Raw genomic sequence first — 15,558 nt, 5'->3', positions numbered from 1 at the left:
TGGTTTCCCACAATGAAAACAACCCTTGCCCGCTGGTTTGACAGCGATGTTGGCTACAGCTTCCGCACATCGCCCATGGCGATGGTGGCCGCTGCCATCGCGCTGATCTGTGTGTTCTGTTCGGTATTTGCCGGATGGGTCGCGCCCCATAACCCCTTTGACCTGGCCACGCTCGAACTCAGCGACGCGCGGCTGCCGCCGGCCTGGAGCGCCGAGGGCTCCCTGAAGTACCCGCTGGGCACCGACGACCAGGGCCGGGACATCCTTTCCGCCCTCATCTATGGAGCGCGCATTTCCCTTGTGGTGGGCCTCGCCTCGGTGGTGCTCTCCGTGGTGGTGGGCGTGGCGTTTGGACTGCTGGCCGGCTTTCGCGGCGGCTGGATCGATGCCGTGCTCATGCGCCTGTGCGACGTGATGCTGTCGTTCCCCGCCATCCTGGTGGCGCTGCTGATTGCGGGTGTGGGCCGTGCGCTGTTCCCCAACGCGCACGAGTCGCTGGCATTTGGTGTGCTGATCATCTCCATCTCGCTCACGGGCTGGGTGCAGTACGCGCGCACGGTGCGCGGCTCCACCCTGGTCGAGCGCAACAAGGAATACGTGCAGGCTGCCCGCGTGACGGGCGTTTCGCCGCTGCGCATCATGCGCAAGCACGTGCTGCCCAACGTCATGGGCCCCGTGATGGTGCTCGCCACCATCCAGGTGGCCACGGCAATCATCACCGAGGCCACGCTGTCCTTCCTGGGCGTGGGCGCACCCCCCACATCGCCTTCGCTGGGCACGCTGATCCGCATCGGCAACGACTACCTGTTCTCGGGCGAATGGTGGATCACCGTGTTCCCCGGTGCCATGCTGGTGCTGATTGCTCTTTCCGTGAATCTATTGGGCGACTGGTTGCGTGATGCCCTCAATCCGCGCCTGCGCTGAACAAGAACAAGAAAAGCGATATCCCCATGAGCCTTCTAGAAGTCAAAAACCTCGTTGTTGAATTTCCGGGCCGCCGCGGTACCCTGCGCGCCCTGGACGACATTTCCTTCTCCATTGCACCCGGCGAGATCCTGGGTGTGGTGGGTGAGTCTGGCGCGGGCAAGTCGCTCACCGGCGCCGCCATCATCGGCCTGCTGGAGCCACCGGGCCGCGTGGCGTCCGGCCAGATCCTGCTGGAGGGCCAGCGCATCGACAACCTCAGCAATGAGCAAATGCGGCACATCCGTGGCCGCCGCATCGGCGCGATCTTTCAAGACCCGCTGACTTCGCTGAACCCGCTGTACACCGTGGGCCGCCAGTTGACCGAAACCATCCTGGCCCACCTGCCCGTGACGCCCGCCGAGGCCCGCCAGCGCGCCATTGCGCTGCTGCAGGACACCGGCATTCCGGCTGCGGCAGAGCGCATCGACCACTACCCGCACCAGTTCTCCGGCGGCATGCGCCAGCGCGTGGTGATTGCCCTGGCCCTGGCGGCCGAGCCCAAGCTCATCGTCGCCGACGAGCCCACCACGGCGCTCGACGTGTCCATCCAGGCGCAGATCATCACGCTGCTGAAAAACATCTGCAAATCGCGCGGCGCCGCCGTGATGCTGATCACCCACGACATGGGTGTGATCGCCGAAACCTGCGACCGCGTGGCCGTGCTGTATGCCGGGCGCGTGGCCGAGATCGGCCCGGTGCACAACGTGATCAACAAGCCCTCGCACCCCTACACCAGCGGCTTGATGGCTTCCATCCCCGACATGGCGGTGGACCGTGAACGCCTGAACCAAATCGACGGAGCCATGCCCCGCCTGAACGCCATTCCCCAGGGCTGCGCTTACAACCCGCGCTGCCCCAAAGTCTTTGATCGCTGCATGACCGACCGCCCCAACCTGATGGACGCAGGCCCCACCCGCGCCGCCTGCTGGCTGCACGCTGGCGCCACGACCACCAAAGCCGAGGTGGCCGCATGAGCGCCGCCGCTACCACCACCACCCAGACCGGTGTCGTGAAAAGCAAGGCCCTGGTGCAGGCGCACGATCTGGCCAAGACCTTTGACGTCTCCGCACCGTGGCTCAACCGCGTGATCGAACGCAAGCCGCGCACGCTGCTGCATGCCGTGGACGGCGTGAGCTTCGAGATCGAAAAAGGCAAGACGCTGGCCCTGGTGGGCGAGTCTGGCTGTGGCAAGAGCACCGTGGCACGCCTGCTCGTGGGTTTGTACGAACCCACGCGCGGCGGCCTCACGTTTGACAGCCAGGATGCACACGCTGCCTTCAAGGGCAACGATGCCAAGGCGATGCGCCGCCGCATCCAGATGATCTTCCAGGACCCGTATGCCAGCCTGAACCCCCGCTGGCTGGTCGAAGACATCATTGGCGAGCCGCTGAAGGAGCACGGCCTCATCACCGACAAGGCCGAGCTGAAACAGCGTGTGGGTGAGCTGCTCAAGTCTGTGGGCCTGTCGCCGCTGGACATGGTCAAGTACCCGCACCAGTTCTCCGGCGGCCAGCGCCAGCGCATCTCCATTGCGCGTGCCCTGGCCACCGAGCCCGAGTTCCTGGTGTGCGACGAACCGACGAGCGCGCTCGACGTGTCGGTGCAGGCGCAGGTGCTCAACATCATGAAGGACCTGCAGCGCGAGCGGCAGCTCACCTACCTGTTCATCAGCCACAACCTGGCAGTGGTGCGCCACGTGAGCGACCAGGTCGGCGTGATGTACCTGGGCCGCCTGGTGGAACTGGCCGACAAGCACACGCTGTTCGACACCCCGCGCCACCCCTACACGCGCATGCTGCTCGATGCCATCCCCAAGATGCACGACACCGGCAAGGCGCGCACCCCCGTGCAGGGCGAGGTGCCCAACCCTTTGAACCCGCCTCCCGGCTGCGCCTTCAACCCGCGCTGCCCCCATGTGAACGAGCGCTGCCGTGCCGAGCGGCCGCAGCTGCTCAGCATCGGTGGCATCCGCATTGCGTGCCATGCGGTGGAAGAAGGACGGATTTGAGCGAATGCTCCTGAAAATATAGCTGCTTGCGCTTGATGGATAAGCGCCAGGGGCCAATTGGGTTCATAAACCGGTCGGCTCGATGCCACGGGCAGGCGTGATGGCCCCATTTGTCCGCAACACCACGGGCTCCTTCGGGAGCCTGTGGTGTTTTGATGGCCGGCGGGAGAAGCTGACGGCCGACGTGAACGCGGACGCAGCCGTCCGCCCATTGGCTTGCGCTGCCCGCGCCCAGTGCCCCGCCAGACATCCTGCGATCGCAACGAACGTTGTGGCACATGCAAGGTGCCACGTGCTGTACGCTCCTTGGCGTGAACAATGTCCCGCATTCAAGTCCCAACGCCATGAACCCAAACCGCGGAAAAACACTGGCCCTGACGGTCTCCGCCCTGTTCGCCGGGCTGGTCCTGGGCCTGCCCGTGGTCTACGGGCGTTGTGTGGAGGGTTTTTTCAGCCTCTGGATGTTGCCGTCCTGGACCGTGCTCGTCTTTGCCGTCTTCGCGGCGAAGTCCAGGTTTCCGTTGATGTCAGTCCTGGTGTGTCTCCTGTGGGCGCCGATGCACTATGCCTTGGCGACGGAGCCTTGCACGCCGCCCAGGTCGCAGGGGGCGGGTGGGTTCATCTATCTGCTCGCCCTGGCAGCGCTGCCGTTGGTCCTGGCAGGTGGCGCGCTTCTGGGCCGACTGCTTCACTTCCTGGGTGCGTGCTGCGAAGGGTTGCCGCACTTTCGGCAGCGGTGACACGTGCCGGGTGCCGCGCGGTCCTTCGATGGAACAACCTGAAAGATGCAGTGATACGGGGTGTGAGATTTGCTATTGTTTTGGTAGCTATCAACGCTTTTCACACAAGCGCTAGAGCCCAAAAAATCCCAAGTTCACGCGTACCGCTTCGCCCGCAGGTTCTCTTTCATCTGCTGCAGGATCGGCTGCAGCGAGCTGCCGATGCGCAACGCCACACAGGTCGCCAGCACGTCAATGATCATCAGGTGCATCAGCCGCGACACCATGGGGCTGTAGCGGTCGTAGCCCTCGGGGTGGTCCGCGGCCAGGTGGATCTGGCAGGTGCTGGCCAGGGGTGAACCGCTGGCGGTGATGGCAATGGTGGTAGCGCCGTTCTTGCGCGCGATGTCGGCGGCGTCCATCAGGTCGCGGGTGCGGCCGGAGTTGGAGATGATCACGGCGCAGTCGCCCGGGCCGAGCAGCGTGGCGCTCATCACCTGCATGTGGCCATCGCTGGTGGCAATCGACGTGACGCCCAGGCGAAAGAACTTGTGCTGTGCGTCCTGGGCCACGATGCCTGAATTGCCCACGCCATAGAACTCGATGCGCTTGCCGGTCTTCCAGGTGGCGGCAATGCATTCGGCTGCGCGCTCCAGCGCCACGGTGCTGGCGGCGTTGCGGTATTGCAGGAACGCGGCCACGGCGTTGTCCACCACCTTCACGAGCACGTCGCCCGTCTTGTCGTCGGCATCGACGCTGCGGTGGATGAAGGGCACTCCCTCGCTCACGCTGCCCGCGAGCTTGAGCTTGAAATCTGCGAGCCCGTCATACCCCATGCTGCGGCAAAAGCGCACCACCGTGGGCTTGCTCACGTGCGCGCGCTCGGCCAGTTCGCGCACGGGCAGGCGTGCAAAGGTGCGCGGGTCGGTCAGCACCAGCCGGGCGACGCGCTGTTCGGCGGGGGCCAGTGAAGGCAGGGAGGCAGTGATGCGGTCGAGCATGTCTCAGTCAGGGTGTGCAGCGCGTGCTGCTCAGGTGAGGCCTTCGAACAGGTTGGGTCAGCCATTCTTAATGTAACTTGGTTCCCAACGTGGCGGGGAGGGCGCTATCCCTGCCTTTCATCCCGCTTGCACCGGGCCTGGGAGTTTCCCCCCTGACCCTTGGCAGGCCTGCGGGCTAGCATCCTTGCATCACGTTATCCAGATACTGAGGAGCCTTCCATGCGCAAACCTTTGCTGACGAATCTACTGGCCGGTGCGGCCCTGCTGGCTGCCACCTCCGGCAGCTGGGCCCAGGGCCAGGTCAACATCATCTGTTCGGTGCAGGCCGAATGGTGCAACCTGATGTCCACCGTGTATGCCAAGACCACGGGCACCAAGGTGAACATGGCGGCCAAGGGCTCGGGCGAGGCGCTGGCGCAGCTCAACGCGGAGCGCGCCAACCCCAAGACCGACATCTGGTTTGGCGGCACGGGCGACCCGCACCTGCAGGCCGCCGAGCAAGGCCTGACGCTCGAATACAAGTCGCCCCAGCTTGCGCAGTTGCACCCCTGGGCGCAGAAGCAGGCGGTCGACTCCAAGTACCGCACCGTTGGGGTGTACCTGGGCCCGCTTGGTTTTGGCTACAACAAGGAGCTGCTGGCCAAGCGCAAGCTCAACCCGCCGCAGTCGTGGGCCGACCTGCTCAAGCCCGAGTTCAAGGGCGAGGTGCAGATGGCCAACCCCGCATCCAGCGGCACGGCCTACACCATGATCGCCACGCTGGTGCAGATCATGGGCGAGGAGAAGGCGTTTGAATACCTCAAGGCCCTGCACCCCAACGTGAGCACCTACACGCGTTCGGGCACGGCGCCTGTCAAGGCCGCAGCCCGGGGCGAGACCACGGTGTCGGTGAGTTTCGTGCACGACGTGACCACCGAGGCGGTCAACGGCTTTCCGGTGGGCTCGATCACGCCATCGGAAGGCACGGGCGCCGAGGTGGGTTCGATGAGCATCGTCAAGAACAGCCCCAACACCGAGGCCGCCAAGAAGTTCTACGAATGGGCGCTGACCCCCGGTGGCCAGCAGTTTGGCCTGGCAGCCAAGCAGTTCCAGCTGCCCAGCAACACGCTGGTGCCCAAGGACCCGCGCATGACCGATCCGGCCAAGATGAAGCTCATCAACTACGACTACGCCAAATACGGCGCGAGTGCCGAGCGCCGGCGCCTGATTGCGCGCTGGGAAAAAGAAGTCCAGAACGCAGCGCGCTGAGGAACCCACCATCATGTCGGTAGCAACGGCGGCGTACGCAACCCCACGAACCAACGCGACGGGCGTTGCGGTCAACCGGCCCCTGTGGGTCTGGCTGGTCGTGGGCGTGCTGGGGTATCTCGTGTTCCCCTGGTATGCGCAGCAGGACGCCAATGGCCTCCTTGCGGTGGGCCAGGTTTTCAGCAGCGAACAGGCGGGCAATGGGTTGATGCAGGCGGCACTGTTTGGCCGGTCCTGGCTGTGGCTGGGCCTGGTCGGACTGGCGGTGGCCGGGCTGGGCGCCTGCCTGCCGGCGGGCCGCAAGCAGGGGGCAGTGCTGGCTGCCGGTGGCGCGCTGGGGTTGCTGGCGCTGTTGCTCAGCGGTTTTGCGATTGGCGCACGCGGCTGGGCCTTTGAATGGATGAACACCAGTCTGGGTGAACTGGGTGCGCGCCAGCCCGGCATGGGTTGGGGCGGGTTTGTGGTGCTCTCTGCGCTGCTGGTGCTGCTGGCGTTTGGCGTCGCGCGGCGCGGCTTCTTCAAGGGCGACCTCTTCGTGGCGGCGGCCGTGCTGGGTTGTGGCAGCCTGCTGGCGCTGTTCATCGTGTTCCCGGTGCTCAAGGCGCTGTCGGCCGCGTTTTTCCTCGAAGACGGCCCGTTCTCGCTGGCCGTGGTGTGGGAGCGCATTGCGCACGAGCGCAACTTCGGCCTGTCGTGCCTGGCCGGGGGGCAGCGTTGCGGCGTAGCCTGGAACACGCTGTTCCTGGGGCTGATGACCGCCACCAGCACCACGCTGCTGGGCAGCTTCATGGCGCTGATGGCCGAGCGCGCCTCGCGCCGCTATGCACGCCCGCTCAATATCGTGGCGCTGCTGCCCATCATCACGCCGCCGTTTGTGGTGGGCCTGGGGCTCATCCTGCTGTTTGGCCGCGCCGGGGTGTTCAACCAGTTTCTGGAAGTCGCCTTTGGCATCACGCCCACGCGCTGGTTCTATGGCTGGTTTGGCGTCTGGGTGGCACAGACCTTTGCGTTCACCCCCATCGCCTTCATGATCATGCGCGGTGTGGTGCAGGGCGTGGCGCCCAGCCTGGAAGAGGCCGCGCAAACCCTGCGCGCCAGCCCGCACCGCACCTTCATGACCGTGACCTTGCCGCTGCTCAAGCCCGGCCTGGCCAACGCGTTCCTGGTGGGCTTCATCGAAAGCATGGCCGACTTCGGCAACCCCATCGTCGTGGGGGGGCAGTTCTCGGTGCTGTCCACCGAAATCTTCTTTGCCATCGTGGGCGCGCAGTACGACCAGGGGCGTGCGGCCTCGCTGGCCTGGATCCTCACGTTCTTTGCGCTCACGGTGTTTGCGATCCAGCGTGGCCTGCTGGGCAAGCAGAACTTCACCACCGTGTCGGGCAAGGGCGACGCGGGCATTGCCATGCCGCTGCCTGCGGGCGTGCGGCGTGTGGTGCATTCCATTGCGCTGCCCTGGATGGCGTTCACGCTCATCGTTTACCTGTTTGCGCTGGCCGGTGGTTTTGTGCAGACCTGGGGGCGCGACTACACCATCACGCTGGCGCACTTTCGCACCGCGTTCAACGTGGAATGGGGCCAGTTCGGCGTGGTGTGGGCAGGCACGGCGTGGAACTCGTTCTTCACCACGGTCAAGCTGGCGGCCATCTCGGCGCCGCTCACGGCCACGCTGGGCATCGGCATTGCGTGGCTGCTGGCGCGCACCGAGTTCCGGGGGCAGGGCGCGTTTGAATTTGCGGCGCTGCTCGCGTTTGCCATCCCGGGCACGGTGCTGGGCGTGAGCTACATCCTGGCCTTCAACGTGCCACCGTTCGAGCTGACGGGCACCGCGCTCATCATCGTGCTGTGCTTCATGTTCCGCAACCTGCCGGTGGGCGTGCGTGCGGGCACGGCGGCCTTCAAGCAGCTGGACCGCTCGCTCGATGAGGCGTCCGTCATGCTGCGTGCGGGCAGCGTGCAGACGCTGCGCCATGTGGTGCTGCCGCTGCTCAAGCCCGCCCTGGTGGCGGCGCTGGTCTACAGCTTTGTGCGTGCCATCACCACCGTGAGCGCGGTGATCTTCCTGGTCACGGCCGAGAACGAACTCGCAACGACCTACATCATCGGTCGCGTGGGCAATGGCGACTATGGCGTGGCGCTGGCGTACTGCACGGTGCTCATCGTGTTGATGTCCGCCTCCATCGGGCTGATCCAGCTGGTGGTGGGGGAACGCAAGCTGGGCCGGCGTGGCGCTGCCGCGCGCGTGGCGCACTGATTTTTTGATCTTTCTCTTGCACACAGGAATCGAGTTCGATATGAACGACAACGCGGCAGGCATCGTTTTTCGCGACATTACCAAGCGCTATGGCAGCGACCCCTCGGCGGGTCTGGCCGTCAAAGGCATCAACTTCGAAGTGCCGCGTGGCACGCTGGCCACCATCCTGGGGCCCTCGGGGTGTGGCAAGACCACCACCTTGCGCATGATCGCGGGGCTGGAGTCGCCCACCTCCGGCACGATCCTGATTGGCGGCAAGGATGTGACCACGCTGGGCCCCGCGCAGCGCAATGTGAGCATGATGTTCCAGAGCTACGCGCTGTTTCCACACATGAACGTGGTCGAGAACGTGATGTACGGCCTGCGCATGTCGGGCCAGCCCAAGGACGTGGCCCGCACCAAGGCCGTGGAGGCCCTGCGCGGCGTGGGCCTGGTGGGGTACGACGACCGCCTGCCCAGCGAACTCTCGGGCGGCCAGCAGCAGCGGGTGGCGCTGGCGCGGGCGCTGGTGCTGGAGCCCGAAGTGCTGCTGTTTGACGAGCCCTTGTCCAACCTGGACGCCCGCCTGCGCCGCGAGATGCGCGAGGAAATCCGCGCGCTGCAGCAGCGCCTGTCGCTGACGGTGGCCTACGTCACGCACGACCAGGCCGAGGCCATGGCCGTGAGCGACCAGATCATCGTGATGAACCAGGGGCTGATTGCGCAAAAGGGCACGCCCCGCGCACTGTATGAGACACCCCACAGCGAATTTGTGGCGGGCTTCATGGGCGAGGCGATGTTGTTCCCGGCGACCGCACAGGCCGATGGTTCGGTCTCGCTCGGGCCGCTGGTGCTGCGCCCCCGCATGGCGGTGCGCAGCGGGGCCGTGAAGGTGGCGGTGCGCCCGGAGGCCTGGCGCATTCACCGTCAAGGCGCAGGCCTGCTGCCGGCCCGGCTGGACAAATTGGCCTATCTGGGCGCGGTGCATGAATACACCTTCGAGACGGCGCTGGGCAGCATCTTTGTGGTGTCGTCCGACCTGGACGATGTGCTGTCTGTGGGTGACGACGTGCAGCTGAGCCTGGGTGCGCACGGCGTATCGGTGGTTGGTAGTACCGAAGGCGCTCAGCGCGATGCGGAATAATGGCGCCATGACGAACCAACTCGACGCCCTCAAACAGTTCACCACCGTGGTTGCCGACACCGGCGACTTCAAGCAACTGGCGCAGTTCCAGCCCCAGGATGCCACCACCAACCCCTCGCTGATCCTCAAGGCTGTCCAAAAGCCCGAGTACGCGCCGCTGCTGCAAGACACCGTGGCGCAGTTCCGGGGCCGGCCAATGGACGAGATCATCGACCGCCTGCTGGTCCGCTTCGGCCGCGAAATCCTGGCCATCATCCCGGGCCGGGTCTCCACCGAGGTCGATGCCCGCCTGAGCTTTGACACCAGCGCCACCGTGACCCGTGCCGAACGCATCATCGAGCTGTACCAGGCCGAAGGCATCCACATCGACCGCGTGTTGATCAAGGTTGCCGCCACCTGGGAAGGCATCCAGGCTGCCGAGCAATTGGAGCGCAAGGGCATTCACACCAACCTCACGCTGCTGTTCTCGTTCGCCCAGGCCGTGGCCTGCGGCCAGGCCAAGGTGCAGCTGATCTCGCCCTTTGTCGGCCGTATCTACGACTGGTACAAGAAGCAGGCCGGCGCCAGCTGGGATGAGGCCGCGCGCGCCGGGGCCAATGACCCGGGCGTGCAATCGGTCACGCAGATCTACAACCACTACAAGCACTTTGGCATTGCGACCGAGGTGATGGGCGCGAGCTTTCGCAACGTGGGGCAGATCACGGCGCTGGCGGGTTGCGACTTGCTGACCATCGCACCCGATCTGTTGGCCCAGCTGGCCGCGAGCGACGCGCCGTTGCAGCGGGCGCTCAATGCCGATGCGGCGAAGGGGATGGACTTGCCTGCGGTGAACTATGACGAGGCAGGATTCCGGTTTGCGCTGAATGAAGATGCCATGGCGACGGAGAAATTGGCCGAAGGCATTCGGGCGTTTGCGGTGGATGCCGTGAAGCTGGAGAAGCTGATCCTGGCGGCTTGAGGTCGGAATTTTTAGTGCTTTAGGCGGCTGGCGCTTGTGTAGAAAGCGCCAGCCGCTATTGTTTTTATAGCTTTGTGGTTTCCACCCCCCGAATGGCAAGCGCGAGAACCAACCGCTATTAAAACAATAGCTGTTGGCGCTTGTTCAGCAAGCGCCTGGCCCCAAAAATACCAAAAACCTCACCCCGCGGGCAGCCGCATCCCCACCCGCAAGCCCCTCGGCACGATCCCCTCGGCCACCGTCCGGCCGCCGTGCCGCAGCGCAATCTCCTCCACGATCGACAAGCCCAGCCCACACCCGCCCGCCTTGTCCGATCCGCGCCAGAAGCGTGCAAACAGATCGCCCAGGTGCTCGGCCGGCACGCCCGGCCCATCGTCCTCCACCACCAGCAGGGCCCAGCGCCCGGGCTCCTCGTGGCCCACGCGCACCGTGACGGTGGCACCTTCGCCCGCATAGTGCAGTGCGTTGTCGATGAGGTTGTTGAGCGCCTCGCGCAGCAGCAGCGGATGGCCTTGTACCGCCAGCCGCTCGTCGCCCTCATAGCCCAGGTCCATGCCCTGCGCCAGCGCGCGGGCCGCCCATTCACGGGCCACTTCGCGGGCCAGGCTGCCGAGGTCGATGGTCTGCATTTCCACGTTCGATTCCGAGCGCGCCAGCTGCAGCAGCTGGTGCACCAGGTGGGCGCTGCGCTGTGCGGCCGACAGCACCTTGTGCAGCCGCTCCTGCACAGCGGGCTCGTGGCTTTCGTGCAGGGCCAGCTCGGTCTGGCCAATGAGCCCGGCCAGCGGTGTGCGCAGCTGGTGCGCCGCGTCGTTCAGGAAGCGTTTTTCCTTCTGCTGGCCGCGTGCCACGGTCTCCAGCAGCCGGTTGATGGTGCTGGCCAGCGAATGCACCTCCTGCGGGGCCGAGGTCAGCTCGATGGGGGGCAGCGGCGTGGTGCCGGCCTGCGGCAGGGCGCCGGCCCGTTCGATCTGGGCCTCCAGGCGTTTGAGGGGCTGCAGGCCGCGCAGCACACCCGCGTAGACCACAGCGCTCAGGGCCAGCCCCATCAGCCCCATGGGGAACACCATTTGTTCCAGCAACTCGCGCGCAATGCGTTCGCGCACCGTCAGGCTTTGGGCCACCTGCACGCGCAGGCGCTGCCGGGTGGAGGCGGTACCGTAGTCCACGTCCAGCAAGGCTACGCGCACGGGTTTGTCGTCCACCCGTGCCTGGTACAAAAATGCCTCGCCCACAGCCACCTCCACCAGTGGGGGCGCGGGCAGCTGTGCGTTGCCCAGCAAAAAGCGGCCGGGCGGGGACGACACCATGTAGGTGATGCGGTCGGCCGGGTCCTGCTCCAGGATGTCTTGCGCAGCCTTGGGGAAGTCCACCAGCAGCCCGTCGCCAATGGGCTTGATCTGCCGCGCCAGCGCACGCACGGACTGGGTCAACGTCTGGTCGATGCCCTTCTCGCCGTTCTGCAGCGCAATGCGCCAAGCCAGAAACCCGCCCGACAGCCACAGCACCAGCTGCGGCAGCAGCAACCACAGCAGCAGCTTGCGTTGGAGAGAAACACCCGGAACGTGGCGCATGAATGACCGTAAAAATTAAGCGGCACGCGGCTTGCAACTGGCGCGACCGAGGCCAGTGCCGCCGCGCAAGGGCCGCCAAGCCGCAGATACGGCGCTGCGCTTGTGTGCGCTGGCGGCGTCCCCCCCACGGGGGGAAGATGCGCAGCATCTCAGGGGGGGCTTCATCACGGCCTGTTCAGCATGTACCCCAGCCCGCGGATGTTGCGGATGGCCAGCGGCGAGGTGTCGAGCTTCTTGCGCAGACGGTGCACATACACCTCCAGCGCATTGGAGTTCAGGGGCGCGGCGGTTTGTCCGGGTTCCGGGGGGCTGGCGCGCCAGGCGGCCAGCACATCGTCGCGCGTGACGACCTCGCCGCAGCGGTGCACCAGCAGCTCCAGCAGTTCCCACTCGCGCTGCGTGAGGTCGAGCAGGTCGCCATTGAGCGCCGCTGAATGGCTGGCGTGGTCCAGCACCAGGGGGCCGATGGTGGTGCTGGCGCCGCCTGCCACGCTGCTGGCCTGGGTAAAGGCGGGCTGGCGCGCACGGCGCAGCATGGCCTGCAGGCGGGCTTGCAGCTCCTGCATGTTGAAGGGCTTGGTGATGTAGTCGTCGGCCCCGGCATTGAGGCCCAGCACGCGGTCCTCCACGCCATCGCGCGCAGTCAGGATCAGCACGGGCAGGCCGGCAATGTGGGTGCGTGCCCAGGTCAGCAGCTCCATGCCGTCGGCGCCGGGCAGGCCCAGGTCCAGGATGATGCCGTCCACTGCCTGCGACTGCAGCAGCGTGGTGGCCTGGGCCACACTGGAGGCCGTGTGCACGCCGAATTCCAGCTGCTGGAGCTGGCCAGTCAGCGCGTCCAGCAGCAGGGCATCATCTTCAACAATCAGTATCGTGGCCATGGGATTGAGCATAACAAAGCACCCTGCCAAAGGCCCCTGAGGGGTGGCAATGCCTGCACGCGCAGCGGTTGGTAATTCAATAACGGGCCAATGGCGTTGGTATGTAACCCACACCCGGGAAAGCCCTGATATGTTCATTAATTATTGTAATTAAAGTACCGACTGCGCTGAACAGCACCGGATTCCGGCGCACCCAACGGATTCAAACATCGAGGAGACAAGGGTATGTGGAAGTTGACAAAAATCGCCGCAGTGGCGGTGGGCCTGGCGGCAGCGATGTCGGCCAGCGCGGGGGAGGTCGAGGTTTTGCATTACTGGACTTCGGGCGGCGAGGCCAAGTCGGTGGCCGAGCTCAAGAAGATCATGCAGGCCAAGGGCCACACCTGGCGCGATTTCGCCGTGGCAGGTGGCGGTGGCGACAGCGCCATGACCGTGCTCAAGAGCCGCGTGATCTCGGGCAACCCCCCTTCGGCTGCACAGACCAAGGGCCCCGCCATCCAGGAGTGGGCGTCCGAAGGCGTGCTGGCCAACATGGACACCCTGGCCAAGGCCGAGAAGTGGGATGAGCTGCTGCCCAAGGTCGTTGCCGATGTCATGAAATACAAGGGCGCCTATGTGGCCGCCCCCGTCAACGTGCACCGCGTCAACTGGATGTGGGGCAGCTCCGAGGCCCTGAAGAAGGCCGGCGTGGCCGCCATGCCCAAGACCTGGGACGAGTTCTTTGCCGCGGCCGACAAGCTCAAGGCCGCCGGCCTGGTGCCCGTGGCCCACGGTGGCCAGAACTGGCAGGACTTCACCACCTTCGAATCCGTGGTGCTCGGTGTCGGTGGTCCCAAGTTCTACCAGGACGCACTGGTCAAGCTTGACGACAAGGCCATCAACAGCGACACGATGAAGAAGTCGCTCGAGACCTTCCGCCGCATCAAGTCGTACACCGACCCTGGCGCCCCCGGCCGCGACTGGAACCTGGCCACGGCCATGCTGATCCAGGGCAAGGCAGGCTTTCAGCTGATGGGCGACTGGGCCAAGGGCGAGTTCCTGGCGGCCAACAAGGCGCCCGGCAAGGACTTCCTGTGCGCCGCAGCACCGGGCACGACCACGTCGTACACCTTCAACGTGGATTCGTTCATCCTCTTCAAGCTCAAGGATGCCGCCGCCCAAAAGGCGCAGAGCGACCTGGCCAGCTCCATCATGAGCACCGAGTTCCAGGAAGTGTTCAACCTGAACAAGGGCTCGATCCCGGTGCGCGCCGGCCAGAAGATGGACAAGTTCGACGACTGCGCCAAGGCCTCGGCCAAGGACTTCGTCGACACCGCCAAGAGCGGCAGCCTGCTGCCCAGCGTGGCCCACGGCATGGCGATTGCGCCCGCCACCGAAGGTGCCATCAAGGACGTTGTCAGCCAGTTCTGGAATGACGACAAGGTGAGCGTTGCCGACGCGATGAAGAAGATCGCGACCGCCGCCAAGACCAAGTAAGCCAAGTAAACCACCACTAGAGGGATCCCATCATGATGAAAAGAAACCGCCTCACGGCGGTGGCTTTAGCCGCCGCATGCGCGATGAGTAGTGCCATGGCAATGGATGTTGCCGGCTTTGAGTTCAACGGTTACTCACGGGGCGGCCCGGTGTTCAACCACTCCGACGGCGTCAAGGGCAACCTTTCGCTCGGCGGCGAGCTGCAGAAATACCGCCTGGGCAATGAGGGCGACAACGGCATCGAAGTCAACTTCGCACGCGGGTTTGAAGCCGGCGGTGTCAAGTGGAAGGTGAACTACATGCCCGCCAAGTGGGGCAGTGGCGACATCAGCACCGAGCAGGCCTTTGTGGAAATGAGCGGCTTCTCGTTCTCCCCCGAAGCCAAGTTCTGGGTCGGCCAGCGCCGCCTGCGGATTCAGGACGTGCACATCGTCGACTACTTCCTGCTCAACTACGGTGACAACATCGGTGCGGGTGTGACCGATGTGCCGATCGGTGGCATGAAGCTGGGTGTGGGCGTGTTCACCGGCGACAAGTTCGACGGTGGCTTGCCCAACAACGTGAAGGCGCACCGCATCAACGCCGACCTGTCGGAGATCAACACCAACCCTGGCGGCAAGCTGCGGGTGCTGCTGACGGCAGTGGGTGGCAAGGGCCAGGTCAACGGTGGTTCGGGTTCGGGCATCTCCTTCATGCACAACCAGAAGGAATTCCTGCTGCCCAGCATCAGCAATACCCTGTACCTGCAAACGTCGCGGGGCCATGCACGCATCGACGGAGAGTTCGAGGCCATCGAGGGCACGAGCGCGGGCAAGCGCGCCACCCGCATCGCCGACTCCATCAATTGGCAAAGCGGTCCGTTTGGTGGCCAGGCCCTCATTGGCTACCAGACCAACAAGGCCGACCTGACGGGCGTGGAGACCAAGGACTTCTCGCTGGGCGGCCGCGGTTCGTACGCGTTCACCAAGAACTTCAAGGGCCTGGTGGAACTGTCCACCACCACCCGCAAGGGCACCGGCCCTGACCAGCGCCTGTCCAAGGCAACGCTGGCGGGCGCCCTGGCCCTGTCGGAAGACTTCTGGTCACGTCCCGAGTTGCGTCTGTATGTGACGAAGGCCAACTGGAACCAGGCGGCTGCGGTGGCCAATGCGGCCACGTTCGGCGCCAACGGCAAGACCTCGCGCACGCTGGTGGGCGTGCAATATGAGGTCTGGTGGTAAGTGATTCCACTTCGGGCCGCAGGGAGCGCGGGGCGCTCGTCCCGCAAAGCCTTGTGGCCCGGACATGGAATGGTTGAGTGAGTTAGCGAGTTAGTCAGAGGTTACTTTGTTCATTTGGGGGGCACTCCTG

13 protein-coding genes are annotated in these 15,558 nt (G+C 65.1%); 10 read left to right on the top strand and 3 right to left on the bottom strand.

Annotated features, from left to right (window positions below):
- Window positions 1-12 precede the first annotated feature (12 nt).
- The 4 genes from ARADN35_RS0111690 to ARADN35_RS0111675 all read left to right on the top strand — a co-directional run bounded on the left by ARADN35_RS0111690 (window position 13) and on the right by ARADN35_RS0111675 (window position 3,714).
- Complete coding sequence (locus tag ARADN35_RS0111690; RefSeq protein WP_010462278.1) at window positions 13-924, top strand: ABC transporter permease; 912 nt, start codon at window positions 13-15, stop codon at window positions 922-924.
- Between the two features lie 26 nt (window positions 925-950).
- Window positions 951-1,940: an ABC transporter ATP-binding protein gene (locus tag ARADN35_RS0111685; RefSeq protein WP_010462276.1), complete on the top strand. Its 990-nt coding sequence runs from the start codon at window positions 951-953 to the stop codon at window positions 1,938-1,940.
- Complete coding sequence (locus tag ARADN35_RS0111680; protein ID WP_010462273.1) at window positions 1,937-2,974, top strand: ABC transporter ATP-binding protein; 1,038 nt, start codon at window positions 1,937-1,939, stop codon at window positions 2,972-2,974. The genes ARADN35_RS0111685 and ARADN35_RS0111680 overlap by 4 nt, the downstream gene beginning before the upstream one ends.
- Before the next feature lie 344 nt (window positions 2,975-3,318).
- On the top strand, window positions 3,319-3,714 hold the full coding sequence (locus tag ARADN35_RS0111675; protein WP_010462272.1) for a hypothetical protein: 396 nt from the start codon (window positions 3,319-3,321) through the stop codon (window positions 3,712-3,714).
- Window positions 3,715-3,848: 134 nt separating this feature from the next.
- Here ARADN35_RS0111675 and ARADN35_RS0111670 read toward each other — a convergent pair whose 3' ends face one another.
- Window positions 3,849-4,694 carry a MurR/RpiR family transcriptional regulator gene (locus ARADN35_RS0111670; protein ID WP_010462270.1) on the bottom strand — a complete coding sequence of 282 codons (846 nt, stop codon included), beginning with the start codon at window positions 4,692-4,694 and terminating at the stop codon, window positions 3,849-3,851.
- Window positions 4,695-4,913: 219 nt separating this feature from the next.
- Between ARADN35_RS0111670 and ARADN35_RS0111665 the strand changes: the two genes are divergently transcribed.
- Genes ARADN35_RS0111665 through tal form a run of 4 tightly spaced genes read left to right on the top strand, consistent with a single transcriptional unit; the run spans window position 4,914 to window position 10,277 of the window.
- A complete protein-coding gene (locus tag ARADN35_RS0111665) occupies window positions 4,914-5,942 on the top strand; it encodes an ABC transporter substrate-binding protein (protein WP_010462269.1) in 1,029 nt (342 codons plus the stop codon).
- A 13-nt stretch (window positions 5,943-5,955) separates the two neighbouring features.
- Window positions 5,956-8,196 carry an ABC transporter permease gene (locus tag ARADN35_RS26250; RefSeq protein ID WP_010462267.1) on the top strand — a complete coding sequence of 747 codons (2,241 nt, stop codon included), beginning with the start codon at window positions 5,956-5,958 and terminating at the stop codon, window positions 8,194-8,196.
- A 40-nt stretch (window positions 8,197-8,236) separates the two neighbouring features.
- Window positions 8,237-9,319, top strand: coding sequence for an ABC transporter ATP-binding protein (locus tag ARADN35_RS0111655; protein WP_035197148.1), 1,083 nt, complete (start codon window positions 8,237-8,239; stop codon window positions 9,317-9,319).
- 7 nt (window positions 9,320-9,326) lie between these two features.
- A complete protein-coding gene (tal, locus tag ARADN35_RS0111650; RefSeq protein WP_010462263.1) occupies window positions 9,327-10,277 on the top strand; it encodes a transaldolase in 951 nt (316 codons plus the stop codon).
- 179 nt (window positions 10,278-10,456) lie between these two features.
- Here the strand turns inward: tal and ARADN35_RS0111645 are convergent, their stop codons facing one another.
- Together ARADN35_RS0111645 and ARADN35_RS0111640 are read right to left on the bottom strand one after the other, a co-directional pair.
- A complete protein-coding gene (locus ARADN35_RS0111645) occupies window positions 10,457-11,851 on the bottom strand; it encodes a sensor histidine kinase (protein WP_010462261.1) in 1,395 nt (464 codons plus the stop codon).
- Window positions 11,852-12,015: 164 nt separating this feature from the next.
- Window positions 12,016-12,732 (bottom strand): response regulator transcription factor, encoded by a 717-nt coding sequence (locus ARADN35_RS0111640; protein WP_029413930.1) that lies wholly within the window; start codon window positions 12,730-12,732, stop codon window positions 12,016-12,018.
- Window positions 12,733-12,957: 225 nt separating this feature from the next.
- Between ARADN35_RS0111640 and ARADN35_RS0111635 the strand changes: the two genes are divergently transcribed.
- Window positions 12,958-14,208, top strand: coding sequence for an ABC transporter substrate-binding protein (locus tag ARADN35_RS0111635; RefSeq protein ID WP_010462258.1), 1,251 nt, complete (start codon window positions 12,958-12,960; stop codon window positions 14,206-14,208).
- A 95-nt stretch (window positions 14,209-14,303) separates the two neighbouring features.
- Entirely contained in the window at window positions 14,304-15,428 is a 1,125-nt protein-coding gene (locus tag ARADN35_RS0111630; RefSeq protein WP_482746708.1) for a carbohydrate porin, read from the top strand.
- Window positions 15,429-15,558 lie beyond the last annotated feature (130 nt).

Source organism: Acidovorax radicis N35 (genome assembly GCF_000204195.1).
Classification (GTDB): Bacteria; Pseudomonadota; Gammaproteobacteria; order Burkholderiales; family Burkholderiaceae_C; genus Acidovorax; species Acidovorax radicis.
Note: the sequence above shows the minus strand (reverse complement) of the source record. Positions and strands in the feature narration are given on the sequence as shown.

Coding starts and splice junctions, on each gene's coding strand:
- ARADN35_RS0111690 (WP_010462278.1), top strand. CDS start 13: ATGAAAACAACCCTTGCCCGCTGGTTTGACAGCGATGTTGGCTACAGC.
- ARADN35_RS0111675 (WP_010462272.1), top strand. CDS start 3,319: ATGAACCCAAACCGCGGAAAAACACTGGCCCTGACGGTCTCCGCCCTG.
- ARADN35_RS0111645 (WP_010462261.1), bottom strand. CDS start 11,851: ATGCGCCACGTTCCGGGTGTTTCTCTCCAACGCAAGCTGCTGCTGTGG.
- ARADN35_RS0111640 (WP_029413930.1), bottom strand. CDS start 12,732: ATGGCCACGATACTGATTGTTGAAGATGATGCCCTGCTGCTGGACGCG.
- ARADN35_RS0111685 (WP_010462276.1), top strand. CDS start 951: ATGAGCCTTCTAGAAGTCAAAAACCTCGTTGTTGAATTTCCGGGCCGC.
- ARADN35_RS0111630 (WP_482746708.1), top strand. CDS start 14,304: ATGGCAATGGATGTTGCCGGCTTTGAGTTCAACGGTTACTCACGGGGC.
- ARADN35_RS0111670 (WP_010462270.1), bottom strand. CDS start 4,694: ATGCTCGACCGCATCACTGCCTCCCTGCCTTCACTGGCCCCCGCCGAA.
- ARADN35_RS0111680 (WP_010462273.1), top strand. CDS start 1,937: ATGAGCGCCGCCGCTACCACCACCACCCAGACCGGTGTCGTGAAAAGC.
- ARADN35_RS26250 (WP_010462267.1), top strand. CDS start 5,956: ATGTCGGTAGCAACGGCGGCGTACGCAACCCCACGAACCAACGCGACG.
- tal (WP_010462263.1), top strand. CDS start 9,327: ATGACGAACCAACTCGACGCCCTCAAACAGTTCACCACCGTGGTTGCC.
- ARADN35_RS0111635 (WP_010462258.1), top strand. CDS start 12,958: ATGTGGAAGTTGACAAAAATCGCCGCAGTGGCGGTGGGCCTGGCGGCA.
- ARADN35_RS0111655 (WP_035197148.1), top strand. CDS start 8,237: ATGAACGACAACGCGGCAGGCATCGTTTTTCGCGACATTACCAAGCGC.
- ARADN35_RS0111665 (WP_010462269.1), top strand. CDS start 4,914: ATGCGCAAACCTTTGCTGACGAATCTACTGGCCGGTGCGGCCCTGCTG.